Annotated in this window: 18 protein-coding genes; 6 read left to right on the top strand and 12 right to left on the bottom strand. The window is 71.6% G+C overall.

Translation table 11 applies throughout. From position 1 onward, the window contains the following. Positions 1-26: 26 nt before the first annotated feature. Together Dsi01nite_RS25615 and Dsi01nite_RS25610 are read right to left on the bottom strand one after the other, a co-directional pair. Complete coding sequence (locus Dsi01nite_RS25615) at positions 27-356, bottom strand: L-rhamnose mutarotase (RefSeq protein ID WP_203848801.1); 330 nt, start codon at positions 354-356, stop codon at positions 27-29. Between the two features lies 1 nt (position 357). After that, entirely contained in the window at positions 358-1,287 is a 930-nt protein-coding gene (locus Dsi01nite_RS25610) for an aldo/keto reductase (RefSeq protein ID WP_203848800.1), read from the bottom strand. Between the two features lie 123 nt (positions 1,288-1,410). Here Dsi01nite_RS25610 and Dsi01nite_RS25605 point away from each other — a divergent pair, with 123 nt between their 5' ends. Beyond that, positions 1,411-2,094 carry a FadR/GntR family transcriptional regulator gene (locus Dsi01nite_RS25605; protein ID WP_203848799.1) on the top strand — a complete coding sequence of 228 codons (684 nt, stop codon included), beginning with the start codon at positions 1,411-1,413 and terminating at the stop codon, positions 2,092-2,094. A gap of 32 nt (positions 2,095-2,126) precedes the next feature. Here the strand turns inward: Dsi01nite_RS25605 and Dsi01nite_RS25600 are convergent, their stop codons facing one another. The 5 genes from Dsi01nite_RS25600 to Dsi01nite_RS25580 form a co-directional block, all read right to left on the bottom strand. Further along, the gene (locus Dsi01nite_RS25600) at positions 2,127-3,029 is read right to left on the bottom strand and encodes a carbohydrate ABC transporter permease (RefSeq protein WP_203848798.1); all 903 of its coding nucleotides are present in this window, start codon (positions 3,027-3,029) and stop codon (positions 2,127-2,129) included. Beyond that, positions 3,026-4,015 (bottom strand): carbohydrate ABC transporter permease, encoded by a 990-nt coding sequence (locus tag Dsi01nite_RS25595; RefSeq protein WP_203848797.1) that lies wholly within the window; start codon positions 4,013-4,015, stop codon positions 3,026-3,028. The genes Dsi01nite_RS25600 and Dsi01nite_RS25595 overlap by 4 nt, the downstream gene beginning before the upstream one ends. Before the next feature lie 2 nt (positions 4,016-4,017). Next, positions 4,018-5,328 (bottom strand): ABC transporter substrate-binding protein, encoded by a 1,311-nt coding sequence (locus Dsi01nite_RS25590; protein WP_203848796.1) that lies wholly within the window; start codon positions 5,326-5,328, stop codon positions 4,018-4,020. Between the two features lie 301 nt (positions 5,329-5,629). Next, entirely contained in the window at positions 5,630-7,150 is a 1,521-nt protein-coding gene (gene arfA / locus Dsi01nite_RS25585) for an arabinosylfuranosidase ArfA (protein WP_203848795.1), read from the bottom strand. 4 nt (positions 7,151-7,154) lie between these two features. Next, positions 7,155-9,473 (bottom strand): glycoside hydrolase family 95 protein, encoded by a 2,319-nt coding sequence (locus Dsi01nite_RS25580; protein WP_203848794.1) that lies wholly within the window; start codon positions 9,471-9,473, stop codon positions 7,155-7,157. A 167-nt stretch (positions 9,474-9,640) separates the two neighbouring features. Between Dsi01nite_RS25580 and Dsi01nite_RS25575 the strand changes: the two genes are divergently transcribed. The 3 genes from Dsi01nite_RS25575 (at position 9,641) to Dsi01nite_RS25565 (ending at position 12,758) form a co-directional block, all read left to right on the top strand. Further along, entirely contained in the window at positions 9,641-10,396 is a 756-nt protein-coding gene (locus Dsi01nite_RS25575; RefSeq protein ID WP_203848793.1) for a FadR/GntR family transcriptional regulator, read from the top strand. A 77-nt stretch (positions 10,397-10,473) separates the two neighbouring features. Then, positions 10,474-11,730 (top strand): glycoside hydrolase family 27 protein, encoded by a 1,257-nt coding sequence (locus tag Dsi01nite_RS25570; RefSeq protein WP_239136166.1) that lies wholly within the window; start codon positions 10,474-10,476, stop codon positions 11,728-11,730. 29 nt (positions 11,731-11,759) lie between these two features. Then, positions 11,760-12,758 (top strand): zinc-binding dehydrogenase, encoded by a 999-nt coding sequence (locus Dsi01nite_RS25565; RefSeq protein ID WP_239136165.1) that lies wholly within the window; start codon positions 11,760-11,762, stop codon positions 12,756-12,758. Positions 12,759-12,781: 23 nt separating this feature from the next. Here the strand turns inward: Dsi01nite_RS25565 and Dsi01nite_RS25560 are convergent, their stop codons facing one another. The 3 genes from Dsi01nite_RS25560 to Dsi01nite_RS25550 form a co-directional block, all read right to left on the bottom strand. After that, positions 12,782-13,771 (bottom strand): LacI family DNA-binding transcriptional regulator, encoded by a 990-nt coding sequence (locus tag Dsi01nite_RS25560; RefSeq protein WP_239136164.1) that lies wholly within the window; start codon positions 13,769-13,771, stop codon positions 12,782-12,784. A gap of 48 nt (positions 13,772-13,819) precedes the next feature. Then, positions 13,820-15,049, bottom strand: a complete 1,230-nt coding sequence (locus Dsi01nite_RS25555; protein WP_239136163.1) for an enolase C-terminal domain-like protein — start codon at positions 15,047-15,049, stop codon at positions 13,820-13,822. 376 nt (positions 15,050-15,425) lie between these two features. Further along, entirely contained in the window at positions 15,426-17,747 is a 2,322-nt protein-coding gene (locus Dsi01nite_RS25550) for a rhamnogalacturonan lyase family protein (RefSeq protein ID WP_275423415.1), read from the bottom strand. A gap of 241 nt (positions 17,748-17,988) precedes the next feature. Between Dsi01nite_RS25550 and Dsi01nite_RS25545 the strand changes: the two genes are divergently transcribed. Together Dsi01nite_RS25545 and Dsi01nite_RS25540 are read left to right on the top strand one after the other, a co-directional pair. Further along, positions 17,989-19,728: an RICIN domain-containing protein gene (locus tag Dsi01nite_RS25545; RefSeq protein ID WP_203848790.1), complete on the top strand. Its 1,740-nt coding sequence runs from the start codon at positions 17,989-17,991 to the stop codon at positions 19,726-19,728. Positions 19,729-19,770: 42 nt separating this feature from the next. Further along, positions 19,771-22,206: an Hsp70 family protein gene (locus tag Dsi01nite_RS25540; RefSeq protein ID WP_203848789.1), complete on the top strand. Its 2,436-nt coding sequence runs from the start codon at positions 19,771-19,773 to the stop codon at positions 22,204-22,206. 10 nt (positions 22,207-22,216) lie between these two features. On the opposite strand, the gene Dsi01nite_RS25535 is transcribed toward Dsi01nite_RS25540, so the two are convergent. Then, positions 22,217-23,155: a peptidoglycan-binding domain-containing protein gene (locus Dsi01nite_RS25535; RefSeq protein WP_203848788.1), complete on the bottom strand. Its 939-nt coding sequence runs from the start codon at positions 23,153-23,155 to the stop codon at positions 22,217-22,219. Between the two features lie 142 nt (positions 23,156-23,297). Then, entirely contained in the window at positions 23,298-23,678 is a 381-nt protein-coding gene (locus tag Dsi01nite_RS25530; protein WP_203848787.1) for a hypothetical protein, read from the bottom strand. Between the last annotated feature and the right edge of the window lie 131 nt (positions 23,679-23,809).

Raw genomic sequence — 23,809 nt, 5'->3', positions numbered from 1 at the left:
GGTCACTCCGCTTCGCTCCGGCCCGGTCATGTGCTCGTCTCCTCGTTGAGGTGCCAGACCTCCTGCATCGGGGCCCACCATTCGCCGTCGGCAACCGGCTCCTGGCAGGGGTCGGTCAAGGCCCACCACTGCTGGGTCGTCGGGTCGGCGGCGATGCGGGCCTGGTCGGCGTCGTGGTCGTCGCCGACGTACTCGTAGTAGCCGAACAGCAGGTCGCCGTGCAGGAAGATCGTGTAGTTGCGGATGTTCGCGGCCCGCAGCGTCGCCTCGACGCTGGGCCACACCTCGGCGTGCAGGCGCAGGTACTCCTCGCGCCGCTCGGGCCGGAGGCGGATGACGGATCCGTATCGGCGCATGTCAGCTGTTCTCCGTCCGGCCGCTGGGCCACGTGTAGCCGAGCACCGGGGCCAGCACCTGCTCGATCTCGGCGATCAGCGCGGGGTCGACCGGCTCGAGGGCCCAGCGCACGTTGCGGGCCATGTTGCCGGGGTCGGCGGTGCCGACGAAGGTGGTCGCGAACACCGGTGGCTCGGCGGCGAACCGGATCGCGACCTGGGCGATGTCCACGCCCCGGTCGGCGCACAGCCGGGCGGCGGCGGCCGACGCCTCGCGCACCGCCCGCGGGGCGGGGTGCCAGTCCGGGGCGCCGCGGTCCGACAGCAGCCCCATGCCCAGCGGCGAGGCGTTCATGACCGCGGTGCCGGCCGCGTCGAGCGCCGGGGCCGCGTCGAGCAGGGCCCGGTCCAGCAGTGTGTAGCGGCAGTAGGACAGCACCGTGTCGACGTCGGTCGCGGCGGCGACGCGGGTCAGCGCGGCGACGGGGTAGCCGGTGACGCCGACGAAGCGCACCTTGCCCTCGTCCTGCAGCACGCGCAGGGCCGGCAGCGTCTCGGAGACGATCTGGTCCAGGTCGCCGAACTCGATGTCGTGGCACTGGATCAGGTCGAGGTGGTCGGTGCCGAGCCGGGCGAGGCTCTCCTCGACGCTGGCGACCACCCGGGCCGCGGAGAAGTCGAACGTGTCGGTGTCGTAGCGGCCGGCCTTGGTCGCCAGCACGTAGCTGGACCGGTCGACGCCCCGCAGGGCCTTGCCCAGCACGGTTTCGGCGGCGGTCCGGCCGTAGTACGGCGAGACGTCGATGATGTTGACGCCGAGGTCGAGCGCGGTGTGGACGGTCCGGATGCCGTCCCGTTCGTCGATGGCTTCGAAGACCCCGCCGAGCGGCGAGGCGCCGTAGCCGAGCATCGAGACCCGCAGGCCGGTGGTGCCGAGTTGGCGGTACTCCATGACGTCCTTCCAAACTCAGGAAACATCTGATGTCTTTATAGGCCAGCACCCCCCACGTGTCCATAGGACCGGTAACACCACTGGTTAGATATGATGTCTGTCGCCCGAGACGAGGAGCACTGAGTGGCACTGACCGACGACGCCATCACCCGGCTGCGCACGATGATCCAGCTCGGCGAACTGCCACCGGGTTCGCGGCTGCCGACCGAGGCCCAGCTCTCCACGCAGATGGGGATCTCCCGCAGCGGCGTCCGGGAAGCCGTGAAGGTCCTCGAGGCCGCCCGCGTGCTGGACGTGCGGCGCGGCGACGGCACCTACGTCACCAGCCTCGCGCCGCGGCTGCTGCTGGAAGGGCTGGGCGTCGCGGTCGAGCTGCTGCGCGACGACACGCTCATGGAGGTGATGGAGGTCCGCCGGATGCTGGAGCCGGCCGCCACCGGCGCGGCCGCGCTACGGATGTCGGACGCGGAGCTCGACGAGCTCGGCCAGATCCTGGAGGACATGCGGGCCGCCAAGGACGACGCGGAGCGGCTCATCGGCTACGACGCGGCCTTCCACCGCACCGTCATCGCCGCCACCGGCAACGAGACACTGACCTCCCTGCTCGACGGCCTGTCCGGGCAGACCCTGCGGGCCAGGGTGTGGCGCGGGCTGATCGAGGGCAACTCGGCGCACGTCACGCTCAGCGAGCACGAGGCGATCTACCTGGCGCTGCGCTCCCGGGATCCGCTGCTCGCCCAGGCCAGCGCACTGCTGCACGTCAACACGTCGGAGTCGTGGCTGCGCACGGTGCTGTCCGCGGCGTAGGCCCGGGTTGACCAGGCCTACGGCGCGGCGGGTCAGCGGAAGGAGCCCGCGCTCATGCCCTTGCGGATGATCCGCGACATGAAGGCGTAGAAGATCAGCACCGGCGCCACCGAGATGAGCAGACCGGCGTAGAGCAGGCGGTAGTCGGTGATGAAGACGCCCTGATACGCGATGATCGCCGCGGGGAGCGTCTGCTTGCTGGGGTCGGTCAGCAGCACGTAGGAGAAGAGCAGCTCGCTCCAGATGCCGATCGCGTTGACGATCGCGACGCCCGCGATGGGGCCGCGCAGCACCGGCAGCACGACCTGGAAGAAGATCCTCAGCTCACCCGCGCCGTCGACCCGGGCGGCCTCCAGCAACGCCCGCGGGAAGGCCCGGAACGCGGCGCGCAGCAGCAGCACGCTGAACGGCATCCAGAACGCACCGTAGACGAGGATGATGCCGGTGTACGTGTTGCGCAGGCCCGCGCCGTCCAGCATGTCGAAGACCGGGATGAGGGTGGCCTGCACCGGCACCGCCAGCAGGATCAGGATGCCCTGCGTGACCCACTTCTCGCCGGGGAACGAGAAGCCGCCCAGCGCGTAACCGGCGAACGCGGCGAGCACGGTGACCAGCGCGACCGTGCCGCTGGTCACGATGACGCTGTTGAGGAAGTTCTGCGCCAGCGGCGCCCCGGAGGGCCCCTGCGACCAGGCGTCCGTGAGGTTGCCGAAGTGGGGCGGGACGGGCGGGCCGATCGGGTCGGCGAGAACCTCGCCGCTGCCCTTGAGCGCGTTGAAGATGAGCAGCACCAGCGGCAGCGCGGTGGCCGCGGCGCACAGGACGAGCCCGACGACGCCGACGGCCCGGCCGAACCGTGCCAGTGGCGTGTCCGCCGCCGCGGACTGGCGCCGCCGGACATTACCGGACGGCGCCGGCCGGATCGCTACCGTCACTGTTCCTCGTCCTTTCCGAGCAGCCTGCGGTAGAACACGACGCTGACCACCAGCATGATCACGGTCATCCCGACCGCGACGGCTGAGCCGTAGCCGTAGCGGCCCTCGGCGAAGGCCTTCTGCACCAGGTAGGTGCCGAGCACGTCGGTGGCGTTGCCGGGCCCGCCCGCGGTGAGGGCGAACACGATGTCGAACGCCTTGAGCAGCCCGATGAACTGCACGATGGTCAGCGTCCCGAGGGTGCCCCTGATGTACGGGACGACGATCGAGACCAGCCGTCGCAGGGCACTCGCCCCGTCCAGCGACGCCGCGTCGTGCAGCTCCGCCGGGACGTCCTCCATCGCGCCGAGGATCAGCAGCATCGTGAAGCCGCTCGCCTGCCAGATCGACACGAAGATGACCACCCACGGGGCGACGCGGTAGTCGCCGAGCCAGTCCGGCGGCAGGTCGACCCCGAACCATCCGATCGCCTGGTTGACCGGGCCCTGCACGTCCAGCAGCAGCGCCCACAGCAGCGCGGAGATGGTGATCGGCATGATGACCGGGATGAACAGCAGGAACCGGTAGGAGCGCCAGCCCGGCAGCCGGCGTTCGATCCCGTAGGCCCACAGCAGCCCGACGACCATCGACCCGATGGTGCCGAGGACCGCGAGGAGCAGGCTGTTGCCGACGACCTTGCGGAACAGGGCGTCCTGCACGAGTTCCTGGTAGTTGCCGAGGCCGATCCAGGTCGCCTTGCTGATGCCGTCCCAGTCGTACACGCTGAACCGGAAGCTCTGCACGATCGGGTAGACGAGGAAGACGGCCATCAGCAGCCCGGCCGGCGCCCCGAACACGAGCACCCGGGTGAGGCTTCTGGTGACGTTGCGGCCACGGCGGGGCCGCGGCCCCCCGGCGAGGGGGGCCGCGGTGGCTGCGGCGCGCGTTGCCGTGGGCTGCCGGCGCGGCGCGTCGGGTGCGGTGAGCATCCGGTCTGATTGGTTCATCGTCAGCGTTTCTTGGCCTTGAGCTTCTCGAGCTCGGCGCAGAACGCGTCGACGGTCAGCGTCCCGGCGAGCACCGCCTGCAGGTTGTTCCGGTCGTACTCGATCATGTCAGTCGGCGCCGGGTCGTCCCAGCCGAACTGGGACCGGTCCTTCTGGTTGGCGAACTCGACCATCGAGCCGCCGATCGGGCCGAGCGCGTCCTGCAGGCCGGGGACGTCGGTGCGGGCCGGGACCGCCTGACCGATCTTCGCGCCGTCCAGGGCCGCCTCGGGCGAGACGAGGTAGCTCATGAACTCCTTGGCCTGCTTGTGCCCGCCGGCGATGGCCGGGATCACCACACCGCCACCGGCGTAGATCGACATCTTCGCCGGCAACGCGCCGATGGGCGGCAGCAGGCACCAGTCGAGGTCCTCGACCGGCGTGCCGGCCTTGACCACGAGCGGCTGCCAGACGTTCATGCCGGTGGAGAAGCCGACCTTCTTCTGCCCGAACAGCGTGTTGCCCTGGTCGGTGGAGCGGCCCAGGAAGCCGCGGGAGAAGTAGCCCTTCTGGTTCCACTCGAGCAGCTTCTGCACCGGCGCCTTCCACTCCGGCGAGTTGTAGTCGATCTTCAGTGGGGAGTTGATGAGGTCCGGCGCCATCACCGAGGACAGCAGGCCGTCCTGCAGGTGCGACAGCGGATACCCGTCCTTGCCGCCGACACTGAGCGGCTCGATGCCGGCGGCCTTGAGCTTGTCGCACGCCGCGTTCCACTCCGCCTCGGAGGCCCAGACGTGGTTGGCCGGCGGGGTCACGCCCGCCGCCTGCAGCACCGACTTGCGGTAGAACAGGCAGCCGTAGCGGCTGGTGTTCGTCGGCACGCCGTAGACCTTGCCGTCGCCGGTGAACTCCAGGTACTTCTTCTTGATCAGGTCGGGAACGGCCTTGTTCAGCCCGGAGGACTCCCACACGTCGGTGAGGTCCAGCAGTTTGCCACCCTTGGCGAGGTCGGTGAACCGCCCGCCGTCGATGAAGAACCCGGCGATGTTGGGTGCGTCCGAGGCGGTCGCGATCCGGGGGAAGTTGTCGGCGTAGGTCGACGAGTCGGTCTGGCGGACCTCGACCTTGGTCTTGGTGTACTTCTCGCTGATCGGCTTCGCGGTGGGGTCGTCGGCGTTGGTGAGGAACACCAGCTTGTCGACGTCCTTGTCGGCGGCGGCGCCGGTCTTGGTGTCGCCGTCGTCGCCGGGTGAGCCGCAGGCCGACAGCGCGCCGGCGGCGGCGACGCCGAGGGTCCCGATGAGGAACCTCCGCCTGTCAACGTTGAGAGCCATCTGCGTCCTTCCTGGATGGCCGGAGCGCGGCGCACAGGCTCGCGCTTCCGGTGGGGGTGCTCAGGGTGTCGATCAGAGTTCGCAGCGCCTGGCGCGGGGGTGTGAGCGCTAACAAACTTGGCACCGCGAACGCTCATTCATCTGATGAGTGATGCCGGAACCGTAGATCGCAGTCCGATCGATGTCAAGGCGCCGTTACCAGCTCGATGCACGAAACCGTTATCGAACAGCACTTCTGCCCGTTTGACGGCCGGCCTTCCAGCCGAACCCCACCCGCGCAGGTCTGACGTCTGCAACCGAATCATCGAATGACTCCCTCGTTCGTGCGCAGCCGGAGCACGTTCCACGACGTCGGCGGCAGCGTCACGTCCAGCGCCGTCTCCGTCCGCCTCGCCGCCCCGGTCGCATCGCCCGGAGTGACCCGCTCGGGTTCGGCCCGGCTGTTGACGGCCAGGGGATCCGGGTCGGCCAGCACCGAGTGCTCGACCAGGTCGTAGCCGGGCAGGGCGGCCAGGTCCAGCCGCAGCGGCACCGGCTCGGTGCGGTGCCGGCTCACCGCGAACACGGTCAGCAGGCCGGCGTCGGCGTCGTGGACCGCGGTCGCGTCCACCACCGGCACCTCGCCGTAGCGGGCCGTCTCGTACGTCGGCCCGGACAGCCGCGTCTGCAGGACCGTGCCCCGGGCGTGCCGTGCGGCCTGCGCGAAGGGATGAAAGATCGTCTGCCGCCACGCCGGCCCGCCGGGCTCGGCCCGGATCGGGGCGATCGCGTTGACCAGTTGCGCCTGGCAGGCGGCCGCGACCCGGTCGGCGTGCCGCAGCAGTGAGATGAGCAGGTTGCCGACCACCACCGCGTCGGACACGGTGTAGGCGTCCTCGCTGATCCTCGGTGCGACCGTCCAGTCCTTCGGCAGGCAGTCGCCGAGCCGGGACTGATACCAGACGTTCCACTCGTCGAACGAGACCATGATGCGCTTGCGGCTCTTGAGCTTCGCACCGACCGCGTCGGCGGTCGCCACGACCGCTTCGATCATCCGGTCCATGTCGACGGCGGAGGCAAGGAAGCTGCCGGGATCCTCCGGGGTCGCCTCGTAGTACGCGTGCGCCGACACGTGATCGACCAGGTCGTAGGCGAGCTCGAGGACGGTGTGCTCCCATTCGCCGAACGTCGGCATGCCGGAGCCGCTGCTGCCGCAGGCGACGAGCTCCAGGCCCGGGTCGAGCATGCGCATCGCCCGGGCCGTCTCCGCGGCCAGCCGCCCGTATTCGGTGGCGGTCTTGTGCCCCGTCTGCCAGGGCCCGTCCATCTCGTTGCCCAGGCACCACATCCGGATGCCGAGTGGGTCCCCGGTGCCGTCGGCGACCCGCTGGTCGGACAGCCGGGTGCCGCCCGGATGGTTCGCGTACTCCAGAAGGTCCAGGGCCTCCTGCACGCCGCGGGTGCCGAGGTTGACCGCCAGCATCGTCTCGACGCCGGCCTTCGCCGCCCAGCCGGCGAACTCGCCGAGCCCGAACCGGTTGGTCTCGACGCTGCGCCAGGACCCGTCCAGCCGGACCGGGCGGTCCCGCACCGGGCCGACGCCGTCCTCCCAGCGGTACCCGGAGACGAAGTTGCCGCCCGGGTAGCGCACCACGGTGACGCCCAGCTCCCGGACCAGGTCGAGCACGTCGCCGCGCAGGCCCTCCTCGTCGGCCTTGGGATGCCCGGGCTCGTAGATGCCGCCGTAGACGCAGCGGCCGAAGTGCTCCACGAACGACCCGAAGAGCCGCGGCCGGACGGGACCCACCGGGAACGCCGGATGGCAGTGCAGGACCGTTCGCATGTCCTCACGAGACATTGAAGATCACCGTTTCAGGAACGCCGGCACGCAGGGTCAGTTCGGCCGGGCCCTTGACCCCGTCGGGCAGCCCGAGCGCCACCTGCCGGTCCCGGTCGGCGGTCAGCGTCGCCTGGGTGAGCAGACCGTCGCGCCACTCCAGGTCGACGAGCACCGGCCCGCGGGCCCGCAGGCCGCGCACCGATCCGTCGGGCCAGGCCGGGGGCAGAGCGGGCAGCAGCCGGATCCGGCCGCGGTGGCTCTGCACCAGCATCTCGGCGATGCCGGCCGTCGCGCCGAACGTGCCGTCGATCTGGAAGATGTCCACCGGGTGCACGTCGTACATGTTGGCGGCCGTGTACCGCTGCAGCAGCGTGGTGATGCTCCGCTCCGCCGCGGCGCCGTCGCCGAGCCTGGCCCACAGGCAGATCGCCCAGGCCCGGCTCCAGCCGGTGCTGCCGCCGTCGGCGTCCAGCCTGCCCAGCAGCGACCGGCGGGCCGCGCCGGCCAGCTCCGGGGTGTCCTCGACGTCGATCTCCTCGCCCGGGTACAGCGCGTAGAGGTGCGACACGTGTCGGTGCCCGGGCTCGAACTCCGGGAACGGCCCGGACCACTCCAGCAACCGGCCGTCGGCGCCGATGCGAGGCTCCGGCAGTCGCGCCAGGGCCTGCTGGATCCGGTCGCGGAGGTCCCCGGTGCACTGTTGCGCCGCAAGGGTGCAGCGGAACAGGTCCCGGACGAGCCAGATGTCCATGGTGGTCATGACGTCGAGCGAGACCTGACGGCCGGCCGGGTCGAGGAAGGTGTTCTCCGGTGACGTGGACGGACTGCTGACGAGCCGGCCGTGGCCGTCCTCGTGCAGGAAGTCCAGGACGAACTCGGTGGCGCCGCGCAGCAGCGGCCAGTCCCGCGCGGCGCCCTTGTCAGCGCCGGCGAACTCCGCGTGGTCGACCAGGTGCCGGACCAGCCACGGGCCGCCCATCGGCCACATGGCATACATTGGGTCGCCCTCACCCTCGCCGACCGGCCAGGAGGTGCACCAGATGTCGACGTTGTGGTGCACGGTCCAGCCGGCGCAGTCGTACAGCGACCGCACCGTGCGGGCACCGGAGACCGCCAGCCGCTCGACGAGGTCGAACAGCGGCTCGTGGCACTCGGCCAGGTTGGTCGTCTCCGCCGGCCAGTAGTTCATCTGGACGTTGATGTTGCTGGTGAAGTTGCTGCTCCACGACGGCTGCACCTCCTCGTTCCACACGCCCTGCAGGTTCGCCGGCAGCGTGCCCGGGCGGGACGAGGCGATGAGCAGGTAGCGGCCGTAGTCGAAGAGCAGCGCGGCGAGGTCGGTGTCCGGCGCGCCGTCTCGGAGGCGGCGCAGCCGCTCGTCGGTGGGCAGGCGGTCCGCGTCGCCACCGGGCACGCGCAACGCCACCCGGTCGAAGAGCGCGCCGTGGTCGGCCTCGTGGCGCTCCCGCAGTTCGTCGGCGGGGATCGCGGCCGCCCGGTCCAGGGTCGTGGTCACGGCCGCGGCGAGCCGGGCCGCGTCCTCGTGCGGTGGCACGTCCCAGTCGACGTACCCGGTCTCGGCCGCCACCAGCAGCGTGACGTCGGTGGCGCCGCGCACCCGCAGCCCGGCACCGGCCGGTTCGACGCTGCCGTCGGCGGGCACCACCCTGACCCCGAACACGAACCGCGTGCCGATGCCGGGCTCGTAGCGCACCGGGTCCGCACGGCCCGCGTGCGGCGGCGACACGTGCGCCGGGGCCCGTCCGCCGAGCAGCAGCGTCGCCGGGCCGGGCGTCCCGGGCGGCGGGTCGTCGGTGTGCGGGTGGCGCAGCGACACCGTGAAGTCCAGGGGGTCGTCGTGATCGGCCCGCAGCCGCACGACGGTGACACCGTCCGGCGCGGAGCAGTACGCCACGCTGCGGTAGCCGGATCCGGCGGTGACCGTCGCCAGGGCCCGGCCCAGGTCGAGGTCGCGGCGGTAGTCGCCGGTCCGCGGCCGCTCGTGGCGCACGATCAGGTCGCCCAGCGGCTGGAACGACTCGCTGTTGGGCCCCTGCAGGTCGATCGAGGCGGCGCCGGCCGCGACCCGGTCCCCGTCGCGCAGGTGGCCGCGGACCGCGGCCAGGGCGGCCGGGCCGCCGGTGACGCCCGCGTCGCGGGGCACGCCGGACCACAGGCTGTCGACGTTGAGCGCGACGCGTTCGGTGTCCACGCCGCCGAACACCATCGCGCCGAGCCGGCCGTTGCCCAGTGGCAGGGCCTCCATCCAGGTTCGGGCGGGCCGGTCGTACCACAACCGCCGGTGCGTCTCAGAGGGGTATGGCATTGCGCTTCCTTCGTCGTAGGCCGGTGAATTCATCCAACCACTCGCGATCTACCAACGCCAGTGATCATGCCACCGGGGCTCAGGGCAGCCATCTTGACACGCAACTTCGCGGATCTCTACGCTCGGGTCCGACAGTCATCGAATGAATTCCGGAAGGCTGGTGCGCGGTGGCGCTGAGCGACGACGCCGTCGGGGGCATCAAGGCGATGATCCTCGACGGTCGCCTCCGGGCCGGTGATCGGCTGCCGGTGGAGAAGGACCTCGCCGCCGAGCTCGGCCTGTCCAGGGGCACCCTCCGCGAGGCGGTCCGGGCGCTGACCCTGATCGGCGTCCTGGACACCCGGCAGGGCGACGGCACCTATGTCACCAGCCTCGAGCCGCACCAGCTGCTCGGCTCGCTGTCCATCACGATGGACCTGCATCAGGACAGCGCCGAGCTGTTCCTGCTGGAGACCCGGCGGGCCCTGGAATCACACGCGACGAGCCAGGCCGCGGTGCGCATCCAACCGGCCGAGCTGGCCGAGCTGGGGCAGATCCTCGACGCCGCGGAGCACCTGCTCGTGGCCGCCGACGTCGACCATGACGCGCTGCTGGAGCACGACCAGGCCTTCCACCGGCTGATCGTGCGCGTCGCCGGCAACCCGGTGCTCGCGTCCCTGACCGAGTCACTGTCGGGGCAGACCATGCGCGCGCGGCTCTGGCGGGAGCTCGCCGACGAGGGCGCGGCGCGGCGGACCCTCGGCGAGCACCGCGCCATCCTGGCCGCGCTCACCGCACGGGACCCCGAGCTGGCCCGCATCCGCGCCGCCGTGCACGTCGCCGGCGTCGAGGACTTCGTGCGGTCCCAGATGGCGTCGGGCCGCACCGCACACCCGGTCGTCCCGACGACCGGCGCGACGGGCCGGCGGCGCGCCCGCGGCTGACCCGGCCTTCGCGCCCGGCTCCTCTTTGCCCGCCAATATGTGAGCGCTCACACCCCGCAACCCGACAAGGAGCGACGTTGACCACCACACCGCCCATGGGCTGGAACAGCTGGGACTGTTACGGCACCACCGTCACCGAGGCCGAGGTGCTCGCCAACGCCGAGTTCATGGCCGCGAAGCTGCTGCCGCACGGCTGGGACACCGTCGTCGTGGACATCCAGTGGTACGAGCCGACCGCCCGCGCCGGCGGCTACAACGACGACGCGCCGCTGGTGCTCGACGGCCACGGCCGGCCGCAGCCGGTCGAACACCGCTTCCCGTCCGCGGCCGGGGGACAGGGATTCGGCCCCCTGGCCGGGCGGATCCACGAGCTGGGCCTCAAGTTCGGCGTGCACATCATGCGCGGCATCCCCCGGCTCGCCGTCCGGGACAACCTGCCGGTGCTCGGCACCCCCTACGGCGCGCGCGACGTCGCCGACGGGACCTCAACCTGCGACTGGAACACCGACAACGTCGGGCTGAACCACGACCACCCCGGCGCGCAGGCCTACTACGACTCGCTCCTGGCGATGTTCGCGGCGTGGGGCGTCGACTTCGTCAAGGTCGACGACATGCTCGGCCCGTACCACGACCGGGAGATCGCCGCGTTCTCCACGGCGTTGCGCGGCTGCGGCCGGGACATGGTCCTCAGCCTGTCCCCGGGCCGGGACCTGTCCCTGGAACACGACGCGCACCTGCGGGCCAACGCCGACATGTGGCGCGTCTCCGACGACCTGTGGGACCGCTGGGAGGACGTCTACGACCAGTTCGACCGGTGCGCGCGGTGGGCCCACCTCGCCGGCCCGGGCTCCTGGCCGGACGCCGACATGCTGCCCCTCGGGCGGGTCGGCATCCGCGCGGAACGCGGCGTCGACCGCGACTCGCTGCTGACCTGGGACGAGCAGCGCACCCTCATGACACTGTGGTGCATCGCCCGCTCCCCGCTGATGTTCGGCGGTGACCTGCCGCGCAGCGACCCGCGGACGCTCGAGCTGCTGACGAACGACGCGGTGCTGGCCGTGCTCAAGCGCAGCACCGGCAACCGGCAGGTCCTCCGCGAGGGCGACCTCGCGGTGTGGACCGCCGACGGCGACGGCGGCAGCCGCTACGTCGCGGTCTTCGCCACCGGCGACGGGCCGCTGACCGGGTCCGTCGCGCTGGGCTCGCTGGGCTGCCCGCCCGGCACCCGGGCCGTCGAGCTGTGGACCGGGCAGGACCTCGGCGCGCTGCCGGCCGAGCTGCCGGTGGACCTGCCCGCGCACGGCAGTGCCCTGTTCCGGATGATGGGCACATGACCGGAACGCAGCCCAACGGAGGAGCCGGCATGACCGATCAGGGGTTGGCGATGCGGTTGCACGGTGTCGGGGACCTGCGGTGCGCCGCCGAGCCCCGGCCCGTGCCCGGCGACGGGATGAGCCTGGTGCGGGTCACCGCGGTCGGCATCTGCGGCTCGGACCTGCACTGGTTCTCCCACGGCGGGATCGGCGACGCGCAGCTGCGGCAGCCGGTCGTCCCCGGGCACGAGTTCGCCGGCGTCGTGGAAGGCGGTCCGCTGCACGGCCGGCGGGTCGCGGTCGACCCGGCGATCCCGTGCACGCGCTGTGAGCACTGCCGTGCCGGGCACGGCAACCTGTGCCCGCAGGTCCGCTTCGCCGGGCACGGCGAGCTCGACGGGGCGCTGCGGGAGTGGATCGCCTGGCCGACCGAACTGCTGCACCCGCTGCCCGACGGCCTGTCCGACGCCGACGGCGCGATGCTCGAGCCCCTGGGCGTGGCGATCCACGCCGTCGGCCTCGGGCATCTGCGCCTCGGCGGGTCGGTCGCGGTCGTCGGCTGCGGCCCGATCGGGCTGCTGCTCGTGCAGCTGGCCCGGGTCGCCGGGGCCACCCGGGTGCTGGCCGTGGACCGCCTGGAACACCGGGTCGCGGCGGCGCGCCGCTACGGCGCGGACCAGGCGATGCTCGACACCGGTGCGGACGTCCTCGACGGCGCCGACGTCGACGTGGCGTTCGAGGTGGCCGGCAACGACGACGCGGTGCGCACCTCGGTGCGGGCGGCCCGTCCCGGGGGCCGGGTCGTGCTCGTCGGGATCCCGGACGAGGATCAGACCACGTTTCCCGCGGGACCGGCCCGGCGCAAGGGTTTGACGCTGGCGCTGTCCCGCCGGATGCACGAGGTGTACCCGCGCGCGATCGACCTGGTCCGCAGTGGCCGGATCGACGTCGGCTCACTCGTCACGCACCGCTTCACGCTGCTCGACTCGGCGGAGGCGTTCCAGACGGCGGCCGGCCGCGCCGGCCTCAAGGTACTGATCACGTCCTGATCATGCCCGGCAAGGGGAGCGCCTCACGGTGCTCCCCTTCGTGGTGCGGTGCTGTCGCGCACCACCAGCTCGACCGGCACGACGACGGCCTGCGCCTGCCGGGGCGCGCCGTCCAGCTGGGCCAGGAGCAGCCCGAGGCTGCGCCGGCCGACCTCGGCGAAGTCCTGCCGGACCGTGGTGAGCGGCGGCGCGAAGAACGTCGCCTCGGGGATGTCGTCGAAGCCGATGACGCTCACGTCGCCCGGGACGTCCCGGCCGGCCTCGCGCAGGGCCCGCAGCAGCCCGAGGGCCATCTGGTCGTTGGCGGCGAACACCGCCGACAGGTGCGGCACCTGGGCGATGACGCGGCCGTGCAGATATCCGGACCGCGCGCTCCAGTCACCGACCAGCGGCGGGTTGACCGGCACCCCGGCCTCCCGCAACGCGGTGCGCCAACCGCGTTCGCGACCGCGGGCCTCGAACCAGTCCGGTGGGCCGCTGATGTGCCACACCGTCGGATGCCCGAGGTCCAGCAGGTGGCGGGTGGCCGCGGCCGCGCCGGCGACCTGGTCGACCGTGACGATCGGCGCCGCGACGTCCGGCATGCCCTCCACCGCCACGATCGGCAGGTCCGGCAGCCGCTGCAGGGCACGGACCGCGGAGGCCTCCGGGGTGATCACCACGATGCCCTCCACCGACTGGCGGCGCAGCCGCTCGATCGCGTCGGACAGCGACCGTTCGCTGGACTCCCGGGTGGTGGCGATCGACAGGAAGTAGCCGGCCTCGTGCGCGGCCCGCTCGATGCCCTGCAGGGTCGAGGCGGGCCCGTAGAGCGTGGTGTCGAAGCTGACCACGCCCAGGGCGCCCGAGCGCCCGGTGACGAGCGCCCGGGCGAGGGTGTTCGGCCGGTAGTCCAGCGTGTGGATCGCGGCCAGCACCCGGGCGCGCGTCTCCGGTGCGACTCTCACGTGTTCGTTGAGGACGCGCGAGACGGTCTGATGCGACACTCCGGCGAGCCTTGCCACGTCGTCCATGGTCGCGGGGCGCAATCGTGGCCCGCGCCTCGGTCGCATACCGGGGTTTCAGGCGGCCGTCGCCGCGGCCCACTCCGGGCCGTCGGGGAACCGGTACGCCGCCACCGAACCGGCGACCATCTCCGCGCTCATCCCCGGTGCCGTCGGCGCCAGATACCGGCCGGCGCTGACCCGGACCGGGTCGACGAAGTGCTCGTGCAGGTGGTCGACGTATTCGATCGCCCGGTTGTCGGTCGACCCGGACACCGCCACGAAGTCGAACATCGCCAGGTGCTGCACCAGCTCGCACAGCCCGACCCCGCCGGCGTGCGGGCACACCGGCACGCCGAACTTGGCCGCCAGCAACAGGATCGCCAGGTTCTCGTTCACCCCGCCGACCCGGCAGGCGTCGATCTGCACCACGTCCAGCGCGCCGGCCTGCAGCAACTGCTTGAACATCACGGCGTTGTGCACGTGCTCGCCCGTCGCCACCAGGACCGGCGCGACGCCCTGCCGCACCGCCGCGTGGCCCAGGATGTCGTCCGGGGACGTCGGCTCCTCGATCCAGTACGGGTCGAACACCCGCAGCTCTCGCATCCACGCGATCGCCTCGCCGACGCCCCAGATCTGGTTCGCGTCCACCGCGATGCGGATCTTCGGCCCCACCGCCTGCCGGGCGATCCCCATCCGGCGCACGTCGTCGGCCAGGTCGCCGCCGACCTTCAGCTTGATCAGCTCGTAGCCGTCGTCGACCGCTTCCTTGCACAGCCGGGCCAGCTTGTCGTCGTCGTAGCCGAGCCAGCCGGGCGTGGTGGTATACGCCGGATACCCCTCCTCGAGCAGCAACCGCGTGCGCTCCTCGCGCCCGGACACACCACCGCGGAGCAACGCGACGGCCTCGTGCTCGGTGAGCGCGTCACGCAGGTACCGGAAGTCGATCTGAGCGACGAGCGCCTCCGGTGTCATGCCGGCCAGCAGCTGCCACAGCGGCTTCCCGGCCCGCCGGGCGGCCAGGTCCCAGACCGCGTTGACGAGCCCACCGGCGGCCATGTGCACGACGCCTTTCTCCGGGCCGAGCCAGCGGATCTGGCTGTCGCCGATCATCCGCCGCGCCAGGGCGCCGGGGTCGGCGATCAGCTCCTCGACCGATGCGCCGACCACCATCCCGGCGAGCGACCGCACCGCGGCGACCTCGATCTCCGTGCCGCGGCCCACCGTGAAGATCAGACCAAAGCCCTCCGCGCCGGCCGTCGTGCGCAGCACCACGTAGGCCGCGGAGTAGTCCGGGAACGGGTTCATCGCATCCGAACCGTCCCGGTGACGTGATGTGGGAAACCGCACGTCAAAGGTGTCCACAGACGAGATGCGCTCAGTCACCGGTGCTCCTGGAATGTTGATCGGCGCCGCCTCGCGGCACGCGTCGTTCGGGGGGACGTGAGGGCGCGAACCGCATCACTCACGACGAACATCTGATGTATTTGTACCCTGACCGCAACCCGGACGTCCAGAGCCATCTCCCGCTGCTTGGGAAACAACGAGTTTGCGCGCTGTGACGAAACCCGGACCACGGCGGCATCCCCCAAAAGTCGGATGAATGACGCTGACGGTCTCCGGAAACGGCGGATGGCCCGCGGCGGGCGCCGCGGGCCATCCGAGCAGACGGTTCAGAACGGGTTCACGGGGTGTAGACCGACGGCTGCGGCGGCGTGGTCATGCCGTTGCCGATGAAGAAGCTCGGGTGCGGCGGCTGGTTGTAGGCGGTGTTCTGCCAGGCGATCGCGGTGCGGTACTGCACGTCGTGCATGAGCGTCGGGATCCGCCGGTCGGTCAGGCTGGTGGTGCTGTAGACGCGCAGGGCCCGGCTGTCCGAGGTGCGCCAGACGACCTCCTCCCGCCAGTCGCCGAACAGGTCGCCGGACAGGTTCGGGGTCGACTTGGTGCTGTTGTTCGACGAGACCCCGGCGGCCGTCAGCAGCCGGGTCTCCCCGGACGTGCCGTACTTGTCGATCCTGGTCCCGTCGAGCAGTTCCCGGACCGGGTCGGCGTCCCACCAGACGGTGAAGTTCATCGACGACGGCTTGCGGCCAACGATCGTGCCCCTGGTGTTGCGGATGCCGTCGCCGCCGGCGGCGGACCAGGACTCCGCGCCGGGGCTGCCGGCCCAGATGTCGTCGGAGACGCCGCGGCCGTTGTCGCCGGCGGCGGGGGTGGACCACAGGATCTGCCCGGTTCGGGCGTCGGCGAACCAGGAGCTCGGCTTCGACGCGTCCTCGGACACCTTGAACACCTCCAGGCCCGGCCGGGCCGGGTCGAGGTCCCCGACGTGCAGGGCGTCGCCGTGGCCGTTGCGGGTGTTCCACAGCGCCGCGCCGTTGTCGTCGACGCACATGGCGCCGAAGACGATCTCGTCCTTGCCGTCGGCGTCGACGTCGGCGACGGCCAGCTGGTGGTTGCCCTGCCCGGCGTACTGGCTGCCGGCGGTGTTGCTGTCGAAGGTCCACCGCCGGGTCAGCGCGCCGTTGCGGAAGTCCCACGCGGTGATGACCGTCCGGGTGTAGTAGCCGCGCGACATGATGAGGCTCGGCCGTTTCCCGTCGAGGTACGCGGTGCCGGCCAGGAAGCGGTCGACCCGGTTGCCGTAGGAGTCACCCCACGCCGACACGGTCCCGCGCGCCGGCACGTAGTCCACTGTGGACATCGCGGCGCCGGTGAGCCCGTTGAAGACGGTGAGGTACTCGGGGCCGGACAGGATGTAGCCGCCGGACGTGCGGTGGTCGGCGGACGCGCTGCCGATGACCGTGCCGCGGCCGTCGCGGGTCCCGTCGGCGGTCTTCGCCGCGACCTCGGCCCGGCCGTCGCCGTCATAGTCGTACACCTGGAACTGCGTGTAATGCGCCCCGGCCCGGATGTTGCGGCCCAGGTCGATCCGCCACAGCCGGGTCCCGTCGAGGCGGTACGCGTCGAGGTAGACGTTGCCGGTGTACCCGGACTGCGAGTTGTCCTTGGCGTTGGACGGCTCCCACTTCACGATGAACTCGTAGCGGCCGTCGCCGTCCACGTCGCCGACGCTGGTGTCGTTGGCCGAGTAGGTGTACGCCTCACCGCTCGGCGTGGTGCCGCCGGCCGGCACCTGCAGCGGCACGTCGAGGTAGCCGCCGCCGGTGAAGCGCAGTGAGGCGGGCGAGGCGGCCTGCTCGGCGCCGTTGACGACGGCCCGCACGGTGTAGGACGCGTCGGTGGCGGCGCCCTGGTCGAGGTAGTTCGTCGACGCGGTCAGCGGTGCGGCGTTGAGCCTCGTCGAGCCGCGGTACAGGTTGAACGCGACGGCCGCCGGGTCGGTGCCCAGCAGGCGCCAGCTGACGAGGTTCCCGGAGCCGGACCGGACGCTGGTGACGCCCCGGTCCAGCCGCTCCACCTGCCGCGCGCCCGCGGGTGGCCCGGGGTCCACGGTGCCGAGCTTGACCAGCCGCCACTGCTGGTTCGCCGAGTCGTTGTCGGTGTACTGCGAGATCCGCGCGCCGGCGGCCGACGAGTTCTCCCAGACGTCGAGGACCTTGCCGCTGTTGCGGTTCACCAGGCGCACCGCCCCGTCCGCCGAGTCGGCGAGCCGGAACTGCTGGTTGGTCCCGTTGTTGTCGGTGTACTGCACGACGTCGGCACCGTCCACCGTGGACCGGGCCGCGACGTCGAGCACCTTGCCGCTGTGCCGGGCGCGCAGCCGGTAGTACCCACCGCCGGCGTCGACGAACTGGAACTGCTGATAGGCCGCCGCGGTGTCGGCGTCGCCCTGGGTCACGGCGGCGTTGTCGGCGGTGGAGCCGCCGGTCACCTGGACGGCCTTGCCGCTGGAACGGGAAACGAGCTGGTAGTAGGCGCCGGTGTCGACGGTGGCGGCGTCGGCGGCCGGCAGGATGACGACGGCGCCGACGCCCGCGAGCACGGTCGCCGCGCCGAGCGCCAGGAAGCCACGCGCACGGCGCGGCCGGGTGGGTTTCACGATGTTTCCTCCACTGTGGACTGGCGGGTTCCAACGCGGGGAACATATGACGTCTGGCTCGATGTAGCAACGAATCAATCCGGACAGACCACTACAGACCTGAAACTTTCACGGTCCGTCGCTCGGATTCATCTCATGTATGGTCGCTTGACACATCAGATGTGACCGCTCACACTTCCGTCACACCGACTTCGATACCGCGCCCGCCACGCCCGGTTTCATGCTTGAAAGGAGCCGCTCGATGCGGCGACGTTCCTTCCTCCTGCGCGCCCTCGTAACGGGCGTGACCGCCACCGTGCTCGGGCTGGTCGTCCAGCCGGTGCCCGGCCTCGCCGCCAACCCGGTCGTCACCGTGGACCTGTCCGCCGGCACCGGCGCGGTCATGCACGGCGCCACCGGCTGGCTCTACGGCCTCGCCTTCGACAACCAGCCCGGCCCGTCGATGCTGGCCGGCCTCAAGCCCCAGTACACCGGGCAGAAGCCGCCGGGCGGCCTGCAGCACGCCGAGGGTGACGCCTTCGACGTGGCGCCCGACTTCCTGCAGGCCGGCGGGAAGGCCGTCATGATCTACATGCAGGACGACTACGCCCAGTGGCCGTACCCGAACAACGGCATCAGCGAATACCTCAACCACGTCACCGCTATCACCAACAAGGTCGTGGCCAACCCGAACCGCAGCAGGTTCATCTACGTGCCGTTCAACGAGCCGGACTGGATCTGGTACGCCAACAGCGGCACCAAGCTGACCCAGCTGCTCAACGACTGGAAGGCCGCGTACCAACGGATCCGCTCCATCGACCCGACCGCGGTCATCGCCGGCCCGAACTTCCTGAGCTACAACAGCGCGGCGATGCGCACGTTCTACACCTTCGCGAAGAACAACAACGTCGTGCCGCAGATGACCACCTGGCACGCGCTGGACAACGCGGCCCTGGCCAACTGGTACACCAACTACGACGACTACCGCCGCATCGAGTCCGACCTGGGCATCGGCCGGCTGCCGGTGAACATCAACGAGTACGGCCGGCAGAACGTCGACATGGGCATCCCCGGCAACCTGGTGCAGTACCTGTCCCGCTTCGAGACCAGCAAGGTGTACGGCTGCCTCGCGTACTGGACCCCGGCCGGCACCCTCAACGAGCTGCTCACCCCGGGCGGCACCCAGAAGGCCAGCGCCTGGTACCTCTACAACTGGTACGGCAACATGACCGGCAGCACGGTCCGCACGACGCTGCCCAACCAGACCGGCGCCCTGCAGGCCCTCGCCTCGCTCGACGACGGCAAGCAGCAGGCGAGCGTCATCCTCGGCGGCGCGGCCGGCAGCACCGACGTCGTCGTCAAGGGCTTCGCCTCGGCGTCCTTCGGCAGCACCGTCACCGTCACCGTCTCCGCCCTCGCGAACTCGGGCGCGGGTGTTTCCAACGGCCCCACCCAGCTGTCCCGCACCACGGCGACCGTCGCCAACGGCCAGATCACCGTGACCGTGCCGAACCTGGCCGCCGCCAACGCGTACAACGTGGTCATCACCGCGGGCGGCAGCGCAGCCACGTTCGACCCGACCAGGACGTATCAACTCCTCAACCGCAAGAGCGGCAAGGCGCTGGAGGTCTACCCGGCCGGCACCACCGACGGCACCACCATCGACCAGCGCACCTACACCGGCGCCGCCAACCAGCGCTGGTACCTGCAGGACGCCGGTAGCGGCTACTACAAGGTGATCAACGCCGGCAGCGGCAAGGCCCTCGACGTCGACCAGGCCTCCACCGCCGACGGCGCCCCGCTCATCCAGTGGACCTACAGCAGCTCCGCGAACCAGCAGTGGACCATCGCCGACGCCGGCAGCGGCTACTACCGGCTCACCGCCCGCCACAGCGGCAAGTCCGCCGACGTCAACGCCGCCTCCACCGCCGACGGCGCCAAGGTCATCCAGTGGCCGTACGGCGGCGGCACCAACCAGCAGTGGACCATCCAACTGTCCTGATGGTTGCCGAGCCGGGTGCGTCCGACCCCATATAGTTCCGGGGTGGCAGGCACCCGGCTCGGCATCGACTTCGGCACCTTCAACACCGTCGCGGTGCTCGCCACCGGCGGGGAGCAGGCCAGGCCGCTGCTGTTCGACGGCTCGGAGCTGCTCCCGTCGGCGGTGTGCCGGACCGCGGACGGGGAGCTGCTGGTCGGGCGGGACGCGCTGCACGCGGCGCGGGCGCTGCCGGAGGCGTTCGAGCCGAACCCGAAACGGGTCATCGACGAGGGCACCGTCCTGCTCGGCGGGGCCGAGGTCTCCTCGGTGGTCCTGGTCGCGGCCGTGTTCCGACGGGTTGCCGTGGAGGCTTCCAGGGTCGCCGGGGAGGCGGTCGAGGACGTGACGGTCACCTGCCCGGCCGGGTGGGGAACGGCCCGCCGCGGGCTGCTGGCTGAGGCCGCGGCCGCCGCCGGGCTCGGGACCGTCACGCTGGTCGCGGAGCCCGTCGCCGCCGCCCACGCGTTCGCCGCGGGTCTTGCCGTCGGTTCGCAGGTGGTGGTGTACGACTTCGGCGCCGGCACCTTCGACGCATCCGTAGTGCGCCGCACCGCCGACGGGTTCGAGGTGCTCGCCGAACGGGGGCTGGAGGACACCGGCGGGCTCGACGTGGACGCGGCCGTCGTCGCGTACCTCGGGACCGTCTTCGCGTCGCGGGACCCGGAGCGGTGGGCCAGGCTGGCGCAGCCGGTCACCGGCGAGGACCGGCGGCTGGCCCGGATGCTGTGGGACGACGTGCGGACCGGCAAGGAGATGCTGTCGCGGACCGCCTCGACGCTCATCCACGTGCCGTTGTTCGCCACCGACGTGCCGCTCGGACGGGACCAGCTGGAGCAGCTCGCCCGGCCGATCCTGGACCGCACCGTCACCGCGACCCGCGCCGTCGTCCGGGCCGCCGGGAAAGCACCCGAGCGGGCCGTGTTCCTGGTTGGCGGGTCGTCCCGCATCCCCCTCGCGGCGACGCTGCTGCACCAGGCCCTGGGTGTCGCGCCGGTCGTCCGGGAACGGCCCGAGCTGGTCGTCGCCGAGGGCAGCCTGCGCGTCGCTCCGGCGCCGGCATCGATGGCGTTGCCCGTCGTCTACCCGGCGCCGCGGCTCCCGGTCGCGGAGCCTTCAGTGCAGCTCGTGCCGTCGGACGTGACGCTCGGCTCCCCGGCGTCGGCGACGCCGCCCGAACCTGTGCCGGAGCCGGCTCCCGCTGCCGTGCCAGCCGCCGCTCCCGTTGCGGTGCCGGATGCCGATCCGGCTGCGGAACCGGATGCCGCTCCCGCTGCCGTGCCGGATGCCGCTTCCGCGGAGGAGCCAGGTGTCGCTGCGGTGCCGGCACCGGCCGGCACGGCGGTGCGGTCACCGGCCGTTGTGCCTGCGCTACCGGGGCCGCCCCCGAACCGTCCGGGCCGCCGGGTGGCGATCGCCGTCGTGGTGCTCGCGGCGGTCGTCGCGGCCGCCATCTATCTCCCCGGCGCCGGCAACGGCGGGAACACTCCGAACGACGGCGGCTCCTCCCCCACCCGATCCGCCTCACCGACCCCGCGGATCCCGGAGTTCCGGCAGCTCGAGATCACCGACGCCAACGCCAGCTACGTGACCGGGGTCAGCGTCACGCCCGACGGATCGCTGTACGCCACCAGCAGCCTCGACGGCACCGTCCGGCTGCGCCAGCAGGGCAAGACGGACGGCGTGGTCCTGCACGACACCAGGAACGCCCTGCAGACGATCGACACCGTCGCGCTCAGCCCGAACGGCCAGGTCGTGGCGTTCGCCGCCGAGGCCGGCGTCACCGTCAAGGAGGTCGGGTCGAAGGCTCAGATCGGCAGGATCGGCGGCGGGTACGCCGGGTCGGGCGCGACGGTCAAGTTCAGCCCCGACAGCACCCTGCTCGCCGTCGGGCGCGAAAACGGCGGGGTGGTGCTGTGGGACGTCGCCACCCGTAAGGAGCGGCTGACCCTCGGCACCAACGGTGACGGCATGCGCGGCATCACCTTCGACAAGTCCGGCACGCTGCTCGCCGCCGCCGCGGACAGTGGCAAGGTCTGGATCTGGAACGTCGCCAACGGCGCCCTCAACAGGACCGTGCAGGCCCACACCGACGGCGCACGGGGCGTCTCGTTCAGCCCTGACGCGACGAAGCTGGTCTCCGGAGGCTCCGACGGCATGTTCCGCGTCTGGGACGTCGTCGCCGGCACCGAACTGAAGGCCGTCGCCTCGGGCCAGAAGAAGGTCAAGGAGGTGCTCTTCGGCCCGAACGGCGCGGGGATCGTGACCACCACGGATCCGGACAACGCGATGCGGTTGTGGGACGCGACAACCTACCAGCTGCTGGCGACATCGACGTTCACCTCCGTCTACTGCCTGACCGTGACCGCGGACGGCACGCGCCTCATCACCGGGGGCCTGGACAGCTCGACCCGCGTGTGGGACATGGCCGGCCTGTTGTGACCGCACTGCCTCAGTCCCGGCAGTTGGCGCCGTTGTAGGGCGCGATGCTCAACGGTGACCACGTGTCCCGCCCGGCCGGGTAGCCGACCTTGACCTGCACGCAGGCACCGCGGGTGGCGGCGGTCTTCAGCGCCTCGGCGAGGGTGTCGACGATGTAGCTGCCGACCGCCTGGCACCCGACCGCGACGGCGGGCACGGCGCGGACCTGGGCACAGGCGATGCCGCTGATCACGTCCGCGAGCACGCCGCGCAGGAACGGGTCCTCGGGGATCACGGCGGCGGCGTCACGGGTGTAGGCGCGGCCGATGACGATCAGGCAACCGCGCGGGGTGCAGCCCGATGCCACGGCGCCGGACGCCGGTTGTGGCAGGGACAGCGCCAGGCGGGTCTGCGGGCCGGCGACGCCGACGACGGGCAGACCGGCCCGCTGCTGAAACGTCCGCACGGCCGCGGTGGCGGCGTCGTCGAAGTCGGCGCCGCGGCCGGCCGGGACACCGCGGCCGGCCAGCCGGTCCCGCAACGTCACGACGCAGCCCCCGGCGGAACCCGGCGCGGTGCCGGCCGGGCCACGCAATGAGACGCAGTCGCGACGCAGGTCCCAGCCGCGGCCGTCGCCGGGCAGGTCGGTCAGGGCGTCGAGGGTCCGCCGGTCGACGGCGCCGTCGGCCCGCAGCCCTTGCCCCGTCTGGAACTCGGTCACGTATCTGGTCGTGTCGTCCAGGTAGTTGCCGCTCGGTTCGAGCGGCGCGCCGCGCACCTGCAGCACCCGTTGCAGGTGCCGCACGCAGTCCCGGCGGCCGTCGCCGGATCGCATCGCGCCGCAGCCGCGCAGCCCGTCCAGCTCGACGGCGACCTGGTCCTCGTCCGCGTCGCCGTCGTCGGCGCCGAAGACCACCCCGAACAGGCCGAACAGGGCCACGGTGGCCAGCACGGTCCGCAATAGCCGCATCGTTGCCTCCCGAAGGCGTGGTGGTATGCCGGGCAACCGCGCGACGGCAGGCGGCCCGGTGGCATGACTTCAGTTGGTGTGCGGCCGGTGCAGCTCTCGGCCGGGTTCAGCTCTCGGTGGACAGTTCAGCTCTCGGCCGGGTTCAGCTCTCGGCGGTCACCCCGGTGGGCCGGGACAGGACGAGCACCACGCTGAGGACCGTCAGCAGTACCCCGGCCGCAACGAGCGCCACGACGATCGGCGGGATGCCGGACACGATGAACGCGGGCATCGCGGACAGGGCTGACAGGATGCGGGTGCCGGCGATGAGCCGCGCGCTGATCCGGTTGCCGGTGCGCCACATGTGGACCGCGCAGACAAGCGTGATCACGCCGAGGACCGCTCCCGCGACGATCACCGCGAACGGCGGGCCGTTGGTCGCCTCGTCGGCGGCAAGCGGAGGTGTGAACGGGGTGACGACGTCGCCGATCGCCAGCAGTGCCGCCAGGGTCAGGCCGATCTTGTTCTTGACGGTGGTCTCCACGGTCAGCTCCTTACCAGCGGTGCGTGATGTGACACAGCTTGGAGCATCCGACGATCGGGCCGCATCGGGCGGCGTCCCGGGCGGACCGGGAAAGGTTCCCGGACATTCCCGGGTCGGCGGGGGTCCCACCG

The organism is Dactylosporangium siamense (genome assembly GCF_016862795.1).
Taxonomy (GTDB): domain Bacteria; phylum Actinomycetota; class Actinomycetes; order Mycobacteriales; family Micromonosporaceae; genus Dactylosporangium; species Dactylosporangium siamense.
This window is presented reverse-complemented; position numbering and strand designations above follow the sequence as displayed.

Excerpts from the sequence above, each read along its gene's own strand:
- Dsi01nite_RS25590 (WP_203848796.1), bottom strand. The coding sequence starts at position 5,328 with ATGGCTCTCAACGTTGACAGGCGGAGGTTCCTCATCGGGACCCTCGGC.
- Dsi01nite_RS25535 (WP_203848788.1), bottom strand. The coding sequence starts at position 23,155 with ATGCGGCTATTGCGGACCGTGCTGGCCACCGTGGCCCTGTTCGGCCTG.
- Dsi01nite_RS25560 (WP_239136164.1), bottom strand. The coding sequence starts at position 13,771 with ATGGACGACGTGGCAAGGCTCGCCGGAGTGTCGCATCAGACCGTCTCG.
- Dsi01nite_RS25595 (WP_203848797.1), bottom strand. The coding sequence starts at position 4,015 with ATGAACCAATCAGACCGGATGCTCACCGCACCCGACGCGCCGCGCCGG.
- Dsi01nite_RS25555 (WP_239136163.1), bottom strand. The coding sequence starts at position 15,049 with ATGAACCCGTTCCCGGACTACTCCGCGGCCTACGTGGTGCTGCGCACG.
- Dsi01nite_RS25580 (WP_203848794.1), bottom strand. The coding sequence starts at position 9,473 with ATGCCATACCCCTCTGAGACGCACCGGCGGTTGTGGTACGACCGGCCC.
- Dsi01nite_RS25565 (WP_239136165.1), top strand. The coding sequence starts at position 11,760 with ATGACCGATCAGGGGTTGGCGATGCGGTTGCACGGTGTCGGGGACCTG.
- Dsi01nite_RS25545 (WP_203848790.1), top strand. The coding sequence starts at position 17,989 with ATGCGGCGACGTTCCTTCCTCCTGCGCGCCCTCGTAACGGGCGTGACC.
- Dsi01nite_RS25615 (WP_203848801.1), bottom strand. The coding sequence starts at position 356 with ATGCGCCGATACGGATCCGTCATCCGCCTCCGGCCCGAGCGGCGCGAG.
- Dsi01nite_RS25610 (WP_203848800.1), bottom strand. The coding sequence starts at position 1,287 with ATGGAGTACCGCCAACTCGGCACCACCGGCCTGCGGGTCTCGATGCTC.
- arfA (WP_203848795.1), bottom strand. The coding sequence starts at position 7,150 with ATGCGAACGGTCCTGCACTGCCATCCGGCGTTCCCGGTGGGTCCCGTC.